The following is a 14,499-nucleotide window of genomic DNA, read 5'->3' as shown; positions in this document are numbered from 1 at the left end:
CCGCGCGGTGAGGGAGAACGCCGGCGTGCGCAACGAACGAGAGTTTCCTTCGGGCAAGTCAGGGCAGGGCGTTGGCGCACGGCTGCCGCGGAAGGAGGATGACCGCCTGATGCGCGGCCGCGGCCAATACGTCGCCGACATCAGGCTCGCGGGCCTTCAGGACGTTGCCTTCGTGCGCAGCCCGATGGCGCATGCGCGCATTCGCGGCATCCATGTGCCCGAGCGTTATCGCGGCAGCGTGTTCACGGCGGCCGATCTCGTCGGGATCAAGCCGATCCGCGCGGTATCAGGCCTGCCGGGCTTCAAGATCTCCGAACAACCGGTGCTGGCCACCGGCAAGGGGCGCCAGGTCGGCGAGCTCGTTGCGATGTGCCTTGCGCCGACGCGCGCCGAGGCCGAGGACATCGCGGCCTCCGTGACGCTCGACCTGGAGGAGTTGCCGGCCGTCTACGACATGTTGAAGGCGCGCGAGCCCGGCTCGGCGCTGGTGCATGAGCATTGGGGCGACAACGTCTTCCTCGAGACCAATTACGAGGTCGACATCTCCGCCGCGCTCGATGCGCCGATCAAGGTGACGCGCGAGATCTCGACGGCACGGCAATGCATGTCGCCGCTGGAGGGCCGCGGCGTGGTTGCGACCTTCGACCGACGGCTCGATCAGCTCACGCTGCATTCCGCGGCGCAGATGCCACACATCACCCGCAGCGGCCTTGCCGAATGCCTCGGCATGGAAGAAGGCCAGATCCGCGTCATCTCGCCCGATGTCGGTGGCGGCTTTGGCCACAAGGGCATTCTGCTGCCGGAAGAGGTCTGCCTGTCCTGGCTGACCATGCGTAATGGGCATCCCGTGCGCTGGCTCGAAGATCGCCGCGAGCATCTCGTCGCCAGCTCCAATTGCCGCGAGCATCATTACAAGATCACAGTCTATGCGGACCGTGACGGTACGCTGCGCGGCATCGACTGCGAGGCTACCGTGGATTCCGGGGCCTACTCGTCCTATCCGTTCTCGGCCTGTCTCGAGGCCGCGCAGGTCGCGAGCATTTTGCCCGGCCCTTACAAGATGCCGGCCTATCGCTGCCGCACCTTCTCGGTTGCTACCAACAAATGCCCGATCCTGCCGTATCGCGGCGTTGCGCGCACCGGCGTCTGCTTCGCGCTGGAGCTGATGCTTGATCTCGTGGCGGCCGAAGCCGGGCTTGAGCCCGGCGAGGTGCGGCTGCGCAACCTCGTGCTGCCGGAGCAGATGCCGTTCGACAACATCACCAGGAAGCACTTTGACAGCGGCGATTACCCGGAAGCGATGCGGCGCGCGCTCGCCGCCATCGACATCGAGTCCATTCGTGCCAAACAGAGCCTGGGCGAGGTTGACGGTCGCCGCATCGGCGTCGGCGTCTCCATCTATTGCGAGCAGGCGGCGCACGGCACCTCGGTCTATTCCGGCTGGGGCATCCCCATGGTGCCGGGTCATGAGCAGGCCTCGGCACGCTTGACGCCGGACGGCGGCCTCGAATTGCGCGTCGGTGTGCATTCGCACGGGCAAGGCATGGAAACGACGCTTGCCCAGGTCGCGCACGAGATCCTCGGCGTCGACGTTGCAAAGATCCGCATCATCCTCGGCGACACCGCGATGACGCCCTATTCGACGGGAACCTGGGGCTCACGTTCGATGGTGATGGCCGGCGGCGCGGTGGCGACGGCTTGCCGCGAGCTTGGCGAACGCGCAAGACGCATCGGCGCCAAGCTGTTGCAGCACGATCCGGCCGCCGTGGTGTTGCAGAATGGCGAAGTGCGCGGCGTCAATGGCAATGTCAGCCTAAGGGCGATCGCCCACACCTGGTATCGTCGCCCCCAGGATCTCCCGGCCGATGTCGATCCCGGCGGGCTCGAGGTGACGCAAGGCTACAAGCCTGTCCGCGACAGCGGGACCTTCAGCTATGCCGCGCACGCGGCCGTGGTCGCGGTCGATCCCGATCTCGGCGAGGTGGAAATCCTCGACTATGTGATCGTCGAGGACGGCGGCGTGCTGGTCAATCCGCTGGTGGTCGACGGCCAGATCTATGGCGGTCTGGCGCAAGGCATCGGCACCGCGCTCTACGAGGAGATGCCGTTCGATGCCTCCGGCCAGCCGCTGGCGACGACGCTCGCCGACTATCTGCTGCCGGGCCCGACCGAGGTTCCGGCCGCGCGGCTCGATCACATGGAAACGCCGTCGCCCTATACGCAGTTCGGCGTGAAGGGCATCGGGGAGGGCGGTGCGATTGCGCCGCCGGCCGCCATCGCCAACGCCGTCAACGACGCGCTGCGTCCGCTCGGCGTCGAGCTGATGCAGTCGCCGATCACGCCGCATCGCGTCGTCGAAGCCGTTCTGGCTGCACGTGCGACTGAGAGGAGCGCGGCATGAAACCGGCGCCCTTCAGTTATGAGCGGCCGGGCGATCTCGACGCCGCGCTGTCGATGCTGGCCGCAAGCGGCGGTTCGGCAAAGATCATCGCCGGCGGCCAGTCGCTTGGACCGATGCTCAATCTGCGGCTGGTGCAGCCGGAGCTGATCGTGGACATCTCCGGCCTGGCCGAGCTCAAGCGGGCCGAGGTTTCTCGTGGCGAACTCGTGCTCGGCGCCTTGGTCACCCATGCCGACATCGAGGACGGGCGCACGGCCGACGTGACTCGCGGCGCTATGCGCGGCGTCGCCGCCAACATCGCATACCGTGCGGTGCGCAACCGCGGCACGATCGGCGGCTCGCTCAGTCATGCCGATCCCGCCGCTGACTGGATCTCGTCGCTCGCCGCCCTGGGTGCGCGCGTGACGCTGCGCAGCCTTGCCGGCGCTCGCTCGATGGCGATCGAGGCCTTCGTCGTCGGCGCCCTGGAATCGGCGCTGCATGCGGGCGAAATCGTCGAGGCGATTCACGTCCCGTCACGCGCGGCCTCGGCCCATTGGGGTTATGCCAAGAGCTGCCGCAAGACCGGCGAGTTCGCCCACGCGATCGGCGCGGTGCTGATCGACCCAGTTGCGGCCTCGGCGCGTGTCGTGATCGGTGCGATTGACACGACGCCGATCGTCGTCACCGATGCCGCGGAGCTGTTCGGCGGGCGGATCGCGGCCGACTACAAGCAGCGCTTCGACGCTCGCGTCGCGGATAGCCTTCTGACCAAAGCCGGCATCGACGACACCGCGCAGCGTCATATCCATGTCAGCGTGTTGAAGCGCGCCGTCCTGGAGGCCGCGGCATGACCACGATCGCACTACAGGTCAATCGCCGTGCGGTCGAAGTCTCGGCCGAGCCGCGGACCAGCTTGGCCGATTTCGTCCGCGATGAACTGGACTTGACCGGCACCCATCTCGGTTGCGAGCACGGCGTCTGCGGCGGCTGCACCGTGCTGCTCGACGGCGTGCCGGCGCGCTCCTGCATCACCTATGCGGTGGCCTGTGCGGGCGCCGACATCACCACCATCGAGGGGCTCGATGATGACGAGGTCACGACCGAGTTGCGCGCAGCCTTCACCCGCGAGCATGCGCTTCAGTGCGGCTATTGCACTCCGGGGATGCTGGTCTCGGCGCGCGACCTGGTGTTGCGTCTGCCCGATGCCGATGAGCGGCGCATCCGTGTCGGCCTCAGCGGCAATCTCTGCCGCTGTACCGGCTATGTCGGGATTGTGCGGGCCGTCCAGTCCGTCATCGAGGCGAGGCGTGCGCGCAACATCGCGCCGCTTGCCGATGGCGGCCGGACCAGTCTCGGCCCCGCCGGATCGGGGCGAGCCACGTTCAGTGGCGACGAGCCGAGGCCTGCGCGGCAGGTCCCAGTGCCGGCATCAGACGGCGCCGCACAGGTCAGAATTGCCGATTTCCTTCCGGCGACCGTTCTCGATCAGAGCTTCACGCTGCCGCACCCACCCACAAAGGTGTTCGCGATGTTCGATGACATCGCCGGTATTGCGTCCTGCCTGCCCGGCGTATCGCTGACGGCGCCGCCGACGCCGGCGCGCGTGGAGGGCATGATCAGCGTCAGGCTCGGACCGATCGCGGCGTCCTTCGAGGGCGCCGCGCGCGTCGAACGCGATCCCGCAACACTATCGGGACGCATCGTCGGCGTCGGCACCGACCAGCGCAGCCATTCGGCCACGCAAGGAGAGATCCGCTATCGCCTGCTTCCGCTCGAAGGCGGCGCTGCGACCGCCGTCGAGCTCTCGATCGGCTACACGCTCACGGGAATGCTGGCGCAGGTCGGCCGGCCCGGCCTGGTGCGGGATCTTGCCAAGCGGCTCGTTGCGGAGTTCGCGGGCAATCTCGACCGCCACATGTCCGGCGCGCCGTCGGTGCAAGCGGCCGCGGCAGAGCTCAGTGGCTGGTCGATTGTCTCGGACGTTTTGCGTGCCCGGCTGGCGCGCATGTTTGGCCGCGTCCTCACTGGAAAAGGTGACGCGGAATGATCGGCGAGCCGGCGCCGTGGAGTGACGAAGCCTTGAACGACCTTGGATTGGACGACCCTGGATATCAACAGCGTGGGATTTGGAGAGACAACATGACACGAGCACTCGGACTGGTTCCGGCCATCGCGCTCGCGACGGCCTTGTTCGGCGGCACGGCAGGGGCGCAGACCATCAAGATCGGCGTCAATGAGCCGCTCACCGGCGCGTTCGCGGCCTCCGGGACCTATGTCGTCAACGGCGCGAAGATCGCCGCCGACGAGATCAATGCCAAGGGCGGCATCTTGGGCAAGAAGATCGAGCTCGTCATCGAGGACAACAAGAGCAACCCCACGGAGGCTGCCGCCGTCGCCGAAAAACTCATCACCAGCGACAAGGTGCCGGTGCTGATGGGTGCCTGGGGCTCGAGCCTGACGCTGGCGGTGATGCCCAAGCTGATGGAATACGAGACCCCGATGGTGGTGGAAACCTCGTCCTCCGGCAAGATCACGACGACGGGCAATCCCTTCATCTTCCGGATCTCGCCGCCCTCGGCGGTCGAGGCCGCCGCGTTCAAGGGCATCGTCGACAAACTAGCGCTCAAGAAGGTCGATTTCCTCGTCATCAACAACGACTGGGGCCGCGGCACGGCCGAGGACTTCAGCAAGATGATGAAGGACAAGGGCATCAGCATCGGCCTGGTCGAGACCATGGACCAGGGCGCGCAGGACATGAGCGCGCAGCTCTCCAAGATCAAGAGCTCGGATTCCGAGACGGTGATCGTCACGACAGCGGTCGATCAGCTCACCCTGATCTTCAAGCAGGCGGCCGCGCTGGGCCTGAAGAAGCGCATCATCACCACCGGCGGCTCGCAGAACCCGGACCAGATCATCGCCCAGGCCGGTGCCGCCGCCAATGGCACCATGCATCTGACCACGTTCCTGCCGTGGTTCCCGGACAAGACGCCTAATCCGGAAGCCACCAATTATTTCATCACGGAATGGAAGAAGCGCGGTTTCGAGTTCGCCGGCTGCACCGAGAGTTTTCGCGGCTATGACGGCATCCGCACTGCGGCGGCGGCGATCGAGAAGGCCGGCAAGGCTGATCCAGCCGCAATCAAGGCGGCGCTCTGGGACATCAATATCAAGGGACTGAACGGCGATATCGTGTTCCGCAAGTCCGGTCCCGAGGGCAAGGAGAGCGGGCAGAGCCAGCCGAACGTCTATCTCATCGAGATCAACGACGGCAAGGTCGAGCTGAAGACGCTCTAGATCTAGAGCATGATCCGGAAAAGTGTGAAACGGTTTTCCGGCAAGATCGTGCTCAAACAATAACGCGCTTCGTCGACGACGAGGGCGGTGCATCACCGCCCTCGTCATGTGCGACTTATTCGGGAACGGCTTTGAGCGAATTCCTTCAGCATCTGGTCAATATGCTCGTGCTCGGCGGCACCTACGCGCTGCTGGGCATCGGGCTGACCTTGATCTTCGGCATCATGAACGTCGTGAACTTTACGCACGGCGTGCTCTACACGTTTGGCGCCTACATCATGTTCATCGTGGTGCAGCAGCTCGGGCTGAATTTCTTCCTGGCGTTGCCCGTTGCGGTGCTTGCCGGGTGGCTGCTCGGGGCAGCCATCGAACTGACATTGCTGCGACCGCTGCGCGGCTCCGACATCGATACCACGATGCTGGTCATGATCGGCGCCTGGATCGCGATGCAGTCCGGCACGCTGTGGATCTGGGGCGGTGTCGCCAAATCGGTGGCCACGCCATTCCCCGAGGCGCCGCTGGTGCTCGGGCCGGTGTCGGTCTCCTGGTTGCGCCTGTTTGTTCTGGCTGCGGCAGCGCTGCTCATCTTGGTCACCTATCTGCTGATCAACAAGACCAGCCTGGGACGTGCGATGCGGGCGACGTTCCAGGACCATGACACGGCGTCGCTGATGGGTGTCAACGTGGACATGATCTACACCTCGACCTTCGCGATCGGCTCCAGCCTTGCCGCCGCCGCCGGCGCTCTGCTTGGGCCTGTCTACGTGATCTTCCCGCAAATGGGCGATCTCGCCGCCGTCAAGGCCTTCGCCATCGTCATCCTTGGAGGCCTCGGCAACATCACGGGCGCAGTGATCGGTGGCTTCATCCTGGCGCTGGCCGAGGAATTGGGGGCGGGCTACGTCTCATCGGGTTACCGCGATGCCATGGGTTTCGTGATCATCATCGCAGTCCTGATCTTCCGGCCGACCGGCCTGTTTGCGCGCGCGGAGCGGGTTGGATGAGAGCCGCCGTCACCATTCTCGCCGTCGCGGCCCTGGCCTCAGTGCCGCTCTGGCTGCGCGATCCCTATCTCCTGAACGCGCTGATCACGACCGGCATCTTCGTCATCGGCGCGATGAGCCTCAATCTGCTGCTGGGCTTCACAGGCCAGCTCAGCCTCGGCCACATCGCTTTCTTCGGCATCGGTGCCTATGTCAGCGCGCTGACGTCGCTCGGCTTTGACGTCAGTTTGCCCGGAGACGTCCGCCTGGTTCACGCGCCTTGGCCACCGATTGCGGGCTTCTTGCTGGCAATCCTGGTCGCCGGATTGTGCGGTTATTTCGTCGGGTTGCTCTCCTTCCGCGTCCGCGGCGCCTATTTCGTCATCGTGACCATCTCCTTTGCCGAGGTCGTCCGGCTGGTCGCGCTGAACTGGGTCGAGCTGACGCAGGGGCCGCTCGCACTGACCAACAGTCCATCCATCGCGCTGCCCTTGCCCTGGATTGGTGAGCTGACGCTGCGCACCAAGATGCAGAACTACTATCTGGTGCTGGTCGTGGCGCTGGTCGCCTATCTCTTGATCGCCCGCCTCGTTCATTCCCATTTCGGCCGTGCGATGCGGGGGCTGATGGAGAACGAGACGCTTGCCGTCTCTGTCGGCATCGACGTCACCAGGACGCTGACGCTTGCAGCCGTGATCTCGGCCGCGATCGCGGGCGCGGCCGGCAGCCTCTATGCGCACTACATCCGGATCATCGACCCCGAAGTGTTCGCCTTCATCAACACCGTCACCATGGTCATCATGGTGATCAGCGGCGGCAAGGGCTCGCTGGCCGGGCCCGTGGTCGGCGGCCTGATCTTCGGGCTGCTGCCGGTCGCGCTGCGGCCGGTCATGGCGCCGGAGGCGCAGTGGATCGCCTATGGCGGCGTGCTGATCGCAATCCTGTTCGTGTTGCCCCGCGGCATCGTGCCATCGCTCGCACAGCGCTTCATCCGACGGCGCAGCGGCGCGCCGCCGTTGGCATCAGTTGCGCTCACCGAAACCGGTGCCAAGGAGCCGGCGTGATGACCGCCCGCAGCATTGCCATGACCATCGAGCAGGTCGCCGTCCGCTTCGGCGGGCTGGTCGCGATCTCCGACATGAGTTTTACGGTCGGTGAGGGCGAGATCGTCAGCCTGATCGGGCCGAACGGCGCCGGCAAGACCACCGCCTTCAACGTCATGACTGGTTTCCTGACGCCGAGCGCAGGCCAGATCACCTATCAGGGTACGACGCTGACCGGGTTGAAGCCGCACCAGATCGCTGATCTCGGCCTGATACGCACCTTTCAGCGCACCAGCGTGTTTCCCAACGACACGGTCTACGACAACCTCCTGATCGGCCTGCATCGTCAGGGCCGGGTGCGGCTGCTCGATGCCATCCTCGGGCTGCCGGGCGCGCGCGCCTCGGAACGCAGGCTGCGGCAGCGCGCCAGCGAGTTGATCGAATGGGTCGGCCTCGAACGCCGCGCCCATGATGCGGCCGGCTCGCTGTCCTACGGTGAGCAGCGCCTTGTCGGTGTCGCGCTGGCGCTGGCGGCGGAGCCCTCGATGCTGCTGCTCGACGAGCCCGTCTCGGGCATGAACGCCTCGGAAACCCACCGCTTCGTCGAGCTGATCCGCAGCATCCGCGACCGCGGCATCACCATCCTGCTGGTCGAGCACGACATGCCGATGGTGATGACCGTTTCGGACCGCATCGTGGTGCTGAACTATGGCCGCATCATTGCCGAGGGGACCCCGGATGTGATCCGCAACGATCCGGCCGTGATCGAGGCCTATCTCGGACATGGAGCGGGACGTGCTTGAGATCCGGGACATGGTGTGCGGCTATGGCGGCGTCACGGCGCTGCGCGGCATCTCGCTCGACGTGAAGGCCGGCCAGCTCGTCGCCCTGATTGGCGCCAACGGCGCCGGCAAGAGCACGACGCTGCGTGCGATTTCCGGCCTCGTGCCGCCGCGCGCAGGGCAAATGCGGTTCGAGGGCATCGACATCACCGGGGCGAGACCTCCGCGCGTGCTCGCCAGCGGAATTGCACATTGTCCGGAAGGCCGGCGCGTGTTTCCGCACATGAGCGTCGAGGAGAATCTCGACATGGGGGCTTACCTCCGCCGTGGTTCGGGCGAGATCGCGGCCGACCGCGACCGCATCTACGCGGAATTTCCGCGGCTCGCCGAGCGGCGCCGGCAGGCGGCGGGCACGCTGTCGGGCGGCGAGCAGCAGATGCTGGCGATCGGGCGCGCGCTGATGTCGCGACCGCGGCTGATCATGTTCGACGAGCCCTCGCTCGGCCTTGCGCCCAACATCGTCGAGCGCACCTTCGCGATCATCCGCGCTATCCGCGATGCCGGCACCACGGTGCTGCTGGTCGAGCAGAATGCGTTCGCCGCGCTCGAGATGTGCGACCACGCCTATCTGCTCGAGAATGGCCGCATCGTGCTGTCAGGCGCAGGCTCCGAGCTGATCGAGAACGAGCATGTGCGGAAGGCCTATCTCGGTGGATGACGATGCCGCCGGCTCGGCTGGCTTCGGCTGGACGCCGGTCTGCAATCTCGACCGCCTGAGAGCGGAGAAGATCGTTCGCGTACATATAGCAGGCCTCGACCTGCTGGTGATCTGGAACGACGGCGATGCCGTCGCATGCGAGCGCGCGTGTCCGCATGAACAGGCGGATCTGGCTTTCGGACAGGTGAGGGCCGGCCGGCTGTTCTGTCCGCGTCACGCGGCATCGTTCGATTTGCGCGACGGGGCGATCAATCCGGGATGGCCGAGCCCGCCGTTGCGGCTTTACCCGATAAGGATCACGGGCGACCAGATCTGCGTGGAAGCGCGACAGCAGCAAGCGCGGCGTCAGGCCCCTGTTTTGCCCGACGAGTCAAAATGATCGATGGTGTCGACGTGCCTGCAAAATTCGTCTTTGAAAACAACGGCATCTCTACTGTGCATGGGGTTGTTTTCGCGCGTTTAGTCCAACAACTGGCGGACGGCATCGACGAGGACCCCGTCTGGCCGCCGCAGGGCCTCGAGAATGGTGAAATGGTCGGCGCCGTCGACCGGAATGAGCTTGCCGGGGGCCTTCGCCGCCGCGCGCTTGTCGTGGAGATTGATGGAATCGTACACGAGCGCCGGCAGCTCGTTGCTGCCATAGGCGATGTCGAGCCGCTTCGGTGTGACGGGCAGGCGCAGCGGCGACAGCGCGGCGATTTCCTCGTCCGTCAGCTTCAGCGCGTTGTTGAGGCCGGTATCGCGGATTGGTGCGAGCTCGTACACGCCTGAGATCGCCAGTCCCGCATGGACACTCGGATGGTTCAGCGCCATCGCTGCGAGATGGGCTCCGGCGGACCAACCCGACAAGACGACCGGTCCGGCAACGCCATAGGACGCGCCATTTGCGGCAAGCCAGTCGAGCGCGCGCGGGACTTCGGCGACGATGTCGGTGAGGGAAACCTCCGGCGCCAGCGAATAGCCGGGAATGGCAACCGACCAGCCATGGGCAGCGATGCCTTCGACGAGCATGGCGAACAACTCGCGCGAATTGCGCTGCCAATAGCCGCCATGCAGGAACACCAGGCAGGGCGCCTCAGGCCTCGCGGCCGGGTAGAGATCGATCTTGTTGTTCGCCCGCTGACCGTAAGCCAGATCGAGATGGGATTTCAGCGTGCCTCGCAGCCGGCTGGAGGCTTCGTTCCGTTCGGCGATCAGGGCCGTGCTGTTCTTGACGGCCGCGTTGTTGTCGTAGGCGGCGTCGCGTTCTGCCTGGGATAACCCGGACCATGCGGAACGGGGATCGAGCGGTCGACCTGTCGAATGAGCATTCTCAATCATAATCACTCCGATGCGCTTGTCCGCACCACTGTTGCGGTTTTCCGTGGCACTGCGGATCGCCCGCGTGCTCTAAGCTGTGAAGAACGGATTGGCGGGCCGCGCTAGGCCGAGATGTTCGCGTAAGGTCGTGCCCTCATAATCGCTGCGGAACAGCCCGCGCTCCTGCAGGATCGGCACGACGAGCTCAACGAAGTCCTCGAAGCCCTCGTGGAAGTAAGGCGGCATCACGTTGAAGCCGTCGGCGGCGTGCTCCTCGAACCATTGCTGGAGCGTGTCGGCGATGCGCTCGGCCGAGCCGCACAGCACCCAATGGCCGCGGGCGGCGGCGGTGAGATTGTAGAGATCGCGCAGCGTCATGTTCTCGCGGCGGCCCTTGGCCAGCATGACGCTGGCAAAGCTGTGATAGCTGTCTGATGGCGCGATGTCGGGGATCGGCCCGTCGAGATCGTAGGCTGACATGTCACGCCCGAACCGGTCGGAGAGAATCGCGAGCGCGTTGCTGCCGCTGACGAAGCTCTGGAGCACGTTGAGCTTCTCGAAGGCCTCCTTGTCGGTGCGGCCGACGACGGGCATCACACCCGGCAGCACCGTGACATCCTCCGCCTCGCGGCCGAACGCCGGCAGGCGGGTCTTCAGCGAGGCGTAGCCGGCCTTGGCTTCCTCGATATCCTGTACCACCGAGAACACGATGTCGGCGGTGCGCGCGGCAAGCGCCTGACCGGCCTCGGACCCGCCGGCCTGCAGCACGACGGGACGGCCTTGCGGGCTGCGGCCGATGTTGAGCGGGCCTTTCACCTTGAAGAACGCGCCGTCATGGTCGATCGGGCGAAGTTTTGCCGGATCGATGTAGAGGCCGCTGCTGCGGTCGGCGACGATGGCGTCATCGGCCCAGCCGTCCCACAGGCCCTTGACCACATCGAGGAATTCGCCGGCCATCTCGTAGCGGCGGGCGTGATCGGGATGGGTGGTGCCGAAATTCGCGGCCGTGGCCGGATTGGCCGTCGTCACGGCATTCCACGCGGCGCGGCCCTTAGAGATGTGATCGAGCGACGCGAAGATGCGAGCGACCGAGAACGGATCGCTGTAGGTGGTGGAGACGGTGGCGCCGAGGCCGATATGGCTGGTGGATGTCGAAAGCGCCGCCAGCATCGTCAGCGGCTCCAGCCGCAGCGTGTAGGATGGATGGGCCGCCGCATCGGCATAGAGATTATCGCCCATGAAGATCAGGTCGAACTTGCCGCGCTCGGCAGTGCGGCCGATCTCCTGGATCGCCGTAAAGTCTTGAAAACTGTCGACTGCGCCGGGATAACGCCAGCCCGCGACATGACTGCCGGTGCCGAGGATGAACAGGCCGAGATGCATCTGTCGTTTCATGGCGTCATGTCCAGAACAAGAGTTTTCGCTCAAGGAAGCCGACCAGGCCGAAGAAGGCGAGGCTCGCCGCAGACGCCACGAAGATCGCCGACCAGACCTGGACGAAATCGATCTGGAGCACGGCCTGGTAGATCACCCAGCCGAGCCCGCCATGCGCGCCGAGCATCTCGGTGACGATCGCCACGATGACGCTGCGTACGGTGGAGACGCGCATGCCGGCGAGCAGCAGCGGCAGGGCGGTTGGCAGTCGCAATCGCCAGAGCACGCTGAGGCGGCTGGCACCAAAACTCTTCATGAGGTCGACGGCGCGGCGATCGACCCGGTCGAGCCCGGCCAGCATCGACAGCAGGATGGTGAAGCTCACCGCCATCGCCACCATCACGATCTTCGAGCTGACGCCGATGCCGAACCACAGCAGGATCAGCGGTGAATAGCCGACCACGGGCACCGAATTGATCGCGGTGGCGAGCGGAAGTATTGCTGAGCGAAGCGCCGGCACAAGTGCGATGGCAACGGCAAGGCCAATTCCGATCAGGCAGCCGAGCCCATAGCCGGCCAGCGCTTCGAGCAGCGTGTAGCCGGCGGCGTCAATGAGGATTGCGCGCTTGGCCCAGAGGCCGACGAGGATGTCGCTGACCGCGGGAAGCACATAGGCCGGCAGATGCAGTCCGCGCGCAGTGCCTTCCCAGCACGCGATCAGGAGGACGGCGCCCAAAAAGCCGCGCTGAACGGCGAGCGAGGGGGAGGCGATCGCGCGGCTCATTGCTCGGCGCTCCAGAACACCAGCCGCCGCTCGACCGCGGCGACCACCGCATAGAAGCCCGTGCCGAGCAGGGCCGCGGCGAGCAGAGCGCCCCAGATCGCCACGACGTTCTCGGTGAACATGGCCTGGAGCAGCAGAACGCCGAGGCCGGTGGTGTCGCCGAACCATTCGCCGACGATGGCGCCGACGAGGCTCAATGACGCTGCGAGCCGCAACGCCACGAAGATTTGCGGCAGCGCGGTTGGCAACTGCAGGCGCAGCAGGAGCTGGCGGTTGGAGGCGCCGAAGCTGCGCATCAGCGCCACCTGCTTGGGGTCGACCGTCTCGAGGCCCAGCAACGTGTTCACGGTTACCGGAAAGAAAGTCAGGTAGAATGCGATGATTGCCTTGGCGAGTAAGGTGTTGCCGAACCAGAGCACCACCAGCGCGCCGAAGGCGATGACCGGAATGGTCTGCGACACCACGAAGATCGGGAAGATCATCTCGCGCAGCGCCCGGATACGGAAGAACAGGATGCCCATGAGCACGCCGAAAGCGCCGCCGGAGGCGAAGCCGATCAGCGTCTCGGCAAGCGTCCGCAGGAAGCCGTCAACATAGGCGCGCGGCGTCGCCGCCATGGCCATCAGGATCGTGCTGAGGCGCGGCAGATAATAGGGGCGGATGCCGAACAGCAGCACCGCGCCTTCCCAGATCACCGCCGCAATGGCAAGGCCGAGCAGCAGCCGGATCACCTTGCGCAGTGGATCCGGCATGGTGATCGACCGTGCAGCCGCTCGCCCGTCATCAAGCGATGTCGCCGCAGGGCTGCTCACGGCAGCCGGTCCGCCTGCGGGACGCTCTGGATGAAGCTGGCGTCATAGGCCGCGGCGAGATCGACCGGCTTGGAGATCACGCCGTACTTCAGGAAGAAGTCGTGGGCGGTCTTGACCGCGTCCGCGTCGATCCAGAACATGCCGTTCTTGGCGGCCGCGCCAGATGTCATCAAGCGCTTCACCTCGGTGAGCATGAACTCCTGCTGCGCGCGGTCGAGCGTCGGGGCTGCGGCCATCACGGTGTCGACGGCGCCCTTGGGATCCGAGAACGCGTCCTTCCAGCCCTTCAGCGAAGCGCGCAGGAATGCCTTGACGAGCTCCGGCTTCTCCTTGGCGGTCGCCTCGGCGACGATCAGCGTGTCGCGCGGGAAGGTGATGCCGTAATCCTCGGCGACGAAGGTCTTCAGGCTGTCCTTCGGCATGCGCGACTGGATTGTGTAAAACTCGTTGTAATAGGTTGCGGTGACCACATCGACGCTGCCGTCGACGAAGGGCGTCACCGAAACCTGTTGCGGCTGGATCTTCAGCTCGTCCGGCTTGACGCCTTCCTTGGCCAGCATGCCGTTGAGCACGTGGTTGGCGCCGGTGAACCAGGTGGTGACGGTCTTGCCTTTGAAGTCCTGGATCGTCTTCACCGGCCCGTCCTTGCGGGTGACGAAGATGAAGGGAGTGATCTGGTGCGACACGCCGATGCAGACGATCGGCAGGCCCTTGTCGCGCGCCGCGAACACGCTGTCGGTGCCGCCGGACAAGCCAAATGTGTCGGCGCCGGTCGCGACCAGGTTCTCGGTGAGCAGATTGGGGCCGCCGGGATTGATGGTGAGGTCGATGCCTTCGGCCTTGTAGTAGCCTTTGGCGGCCGCGACGTAAAAACCTGCAAACTGCGCCTGCGGCAACCATTTCAGGCGCAGGCTCGCCTTCTGCAAGTCGGCTGCTGGCGCAGCCGTGACAAGGGAGCCGGTCGCCAGTGCGATGGCGGAGAGGACGGCGAAGGCGTGGCGTCGGCTCAACATGGTCATACTCCAGG

The 14,499-nt window shown here is 65.5% G+C and carries 14 protein-coding genes; 9 read left to right on the top strand and 5 right to left on the bottom strand.

Going from position 1 to position 14,499, the window contains the following annotated elements; genetic code table 11:
- Window positions 1–7 precede the first annotated feature (7 nt).
- From AAFG16_RS30915 to AAFG16_RS30875, 9 genes are all read left to right on the top strand, one after another.
- Window positions 8–2,401, top strand: coding sequence for a xanthine dehydrogenase family protein molybdopterin-binding subunit (locus AAFG16_RS30915; protein ID WP_342731355.1), 2,394 nt, complete (start codon window positions 8–10; stop codon window positions 2,399–2,401).
- Window positions 2,398–3,234 (top strand): FAD binding domain-containing protein, encoded by an 837-nt coding sequence (locus tag AAFG16_RS30910; protein ID WP_342731353.1) that lies wholly within the window; start codon window positions 2,398–2,400, stop codon window positions 3,232–3,234. Before AAFG16_RS30915 ends, AAFG16_RS30910 begins: the two co-directional genes overlap by 4 nt.
- Window positions 3,231–4,430: a 2Fe-2S iron-sulfur cluster-binding protein gene (locus AAFG16_RS30905; RefSeq protein WP_342731351.1), complete on the top strand. Its 1,200-nt coding sequence runs from the start codon at window positions 3,231–3,233 to the stop codon at window positions 4,428–4,430. Before AAFG16_RS30910 ends, AAFG16_RS30905 begins: the two co-directional genes overlap by 4 nt.
- Before the next feature lie 92 nt (window positions 4,431–4,522).
- Window positions 4,523–5,677, top strand: a complete 1,155-nt coding sequence (locus tag AAFG16_RS30900) for an ABC transporter substrate-binding protein (RefSeq protein ID WP_342731349.1) — start codon at window positions 4,523–4,525, stop codon at window positions 5,675–5,677.
- Between the two features lie 131 nt (window positions 5,678–5,808).
- Window positions 5,809–6,681, top strand: a complete 873-nt coding sequence (locus tag AAFG16_RS30895; protein WP_283080250.1) for a branched-chain amino acid ABC transporter permease — start codon at window positions 5,809–5,811, stop codon at window positions 6,679–6,681.
- Window positions 6,678–7,724, top strand: a complete 1,047-nt coding sequence (locus tag AAFG16_RS30890) for a branched-chain amino acid ABC transporter permease (RefSeq protein WP_342731346.1) — start codon at window positions 6,678–6,680, stop codon at window positions 7,722–7,724. The genes AAFG16_RS30895 and AAFG16_RS30890 overlap by 4 nt, the downstream gene beginning before the upstream one ends.
- Complete coding sequence (locus AAFG16_RS30885; RefSeq protein ID WP_342731344.1) at window positions 7,724–8,506, top strand: ABC transporter ATP-binding protein; 783 nt, start codon at window positions 7,724–7,726, stop codon at window positions 8,504–8,506. The genes AAFG16_RS30890 and AAFG16_RS30885 overlap by 1 nt, the downstream gene beginning before the upstream one ends.
- The gene (locus AAFG16_RS30880) at window positions 8,499–9,203 is read left to right on the top strand and encodes an ABC transporter ATP-binding protein (protein WP_342731342.1); all 705 of its coding nucleotides are present in this window, start codon (window positions 8,499–8,501) and stop codon (window positions 9,201–9,203) included. The genes AAFG16_RS30885 and AAFG16_RS30880 overlap by 8 nt, the downstream gene beginning before the upstream one ends.
- Window positions 9,175–9,582 carry a Rieske (2Fe-2S) protein gene (locus tag AAFG16_RS30875; RefSeq protein WP_342731340.1) on the top strand — a complete coding sequence of 136 codons (408 nt, stop codon included), beginning with the start codon at window positions 9,175–9,177 and terminating at the stop codon, window positions 9,580–9,582. The genes AAFG16_RS30880 and AAFG16_RS30875 overlap by 29 nt, the downstream gene beginning before the upstream one ends.
- Before the next feature lie 80 nt (window positions 9,583–9,662).
- Here the strand turns inward: AAFG16_RS30875 and AAFG16_RS30870 are convergent, their stop codons facing one another.
- The 5 genes from AAFG16_RS30870 to AAFG16_RS30850 all read right to left on the bottom strand — a co-directional run bounded on the left by AAFG16_RS30870 (window position 9,663) and on the right by AAFG16_RS30850 (window position 14,485).
- The gene (locus AAFG16_RS30870) at window positions 9,663–10,523 is read right to left on the bottom strand and encodes an alpha/beta hydrolase (RefSeq protein WP_342731338.1); all 861 of its coding nucleotides are present in this window, start codon (window positions 10,521–10,523) and stop codon (window positions 9,663–9,665) included.
- Window positions 10,524–10,592: 69 nt separating this feature from the next.
- Window positions 10,593–11,897, bottom strand: coding sequence for an LLM class flavin-dependent oxidoreductase (locus tag AAFG16_RS30865; protein ID WP_342731336.1), 1,305 nt, complete (start codon window positions 11,895–11,897; stop codon window positions 10,593–10,595).
- Window positions 11,898–11,901: 4 nt separating this feature from the next.
- The gene (locus tag AAFG16_RS30860) at window positions 11,902–12,660 is read right to left on the bottom strand and encodes an ABC transporter permease subunit (RefSeq protein ID WP_342731334.1); all 759 of its coding nucleotides are present in this window, start codon (window positions 12,658–12,660) and stop codon (window positions 11,902–11,904) included.
- Window positions 12,657–13,472 carry an ABC transporter permease gene (locus tag AAFG16_RS30855; protein ID WP_283080242.1) on the bottom strand — a complete coding sequence of 272 codons (816 nt, stop codon included), beginning with the start codon at window positions 13,470–13,472 and terminating at the stop codon, window positions 12,657–12,659. The genes AAFG16_RS30860 and AAFG16_RS30855 overlap by 4 nt, the downstream gene beginning before the upstream one ends.
- Window positions 13,469–14,485: an ABC transporter substrate-binding protein gene (locus AAFG16_RS30850; protein ID WP_283080241.1), complete on the bottom strand. Its 1,017-nt coding sequence runs from the start codon at window positions 14,483–14,485 to the stop codon at window positions 13,469–13,471. Before AAFG16_RS30850 ends, AAFG16_RS30855 begins: the two co-directional genes overlap by 4 nt.
- Between the last annotated feature and the right edge of the window lie 14 nt (window positions 14,486–14,499).

Origin of the sequence: Bradyrhizobium sp. B117, assembly GCF_038969555.1 — a bacterium.
In the GTDB taxonomy this organism is placed as follows: Bacteria; Pseudomonadota; Alphaproteobacteria; order Rhizobiales; family Xanthobacteraceae; genus Bradyrhizobium.
This window is presented reverse-complemented; position numbering and strand designations above follow the sequence as displayed.

Excerpts from the sequence above, each read along its gene's own strand:
- AAFG16_RS30910 (WP_342731353.1), top strand. The coding sequence starts at position 2,398 with ATGAAACCGGCGCCCTTCAGTTATGAGCGGCCGGGCGATCTCGACGCC.
- AAFG16_RS30905 (WP_342731351.1), top strand. The coding sequence starts at position 3,231 with ATGACCACGATCGCACTACAGGTCAATCGCCGTGCGGTCGAAGTCTCG.
- AAFG16_RS30900 (WP_342731349.1), top strand. The coding sequence starts at position 4,523 with ATGACACGAGCACTCGGACTGGTTCCGGCCATCGCGCTCGCGACGGCC.
- AAFG16_RS30890 (WP_342731346.1), top strand. The coding sequence starts at position 6,678 with ATGAGAGCCGCCGTCACCATTCTCGCCGTCGCGGCCCTGGCCTCAGTG.
- AAFG16_RS30885 (WP_342731344.1), top strand. The coding sequence starts at position 7,724 with ATGACCGCCCGCAGCATTGCCATGACCATCGAGCAGGTCGCCGTCCGC.
- AAFG16_RS30875 (WP_342731340.1), top strand. The coding sequence starts at position 9,175 with ATGTGCGGAAGGCCTATCTCGGTGGATGACGATGCCGCCGGCTCGGCT.
- AAFG16_RS30870 (WP_342731338.1), bottom strand. The coding sequence starts at position 10,523 with ATGATTGAGAATGCTCATTCGACAGGTCGACCGCTCGATCCCCGTTCC.
- AAFG16_RS30865 (WP_342731336.1), bottom strand. The coding sequence starts at position 11,897 with ATGAAACGACAGATGCATCTCGGCCTGTTCATCCTCGGCACCGGCAGT.
- AAFG16_RS30860 (WP_342731334.1), bottom strand. The coding sequence starts at position 12,660 with ATGAGCCGCGCGATCGCCTCCCCCTCGCTCGCCGTTCAGCGCGGCTTT.
- AAFG16_RS30850 (WP_283080241.1), bottom strand. The coding sequence starts at position 14,485 with ATGTTGAGCCGACGCCACGCCTTCGCCGTCCTCTCCGCCATCGCACTG.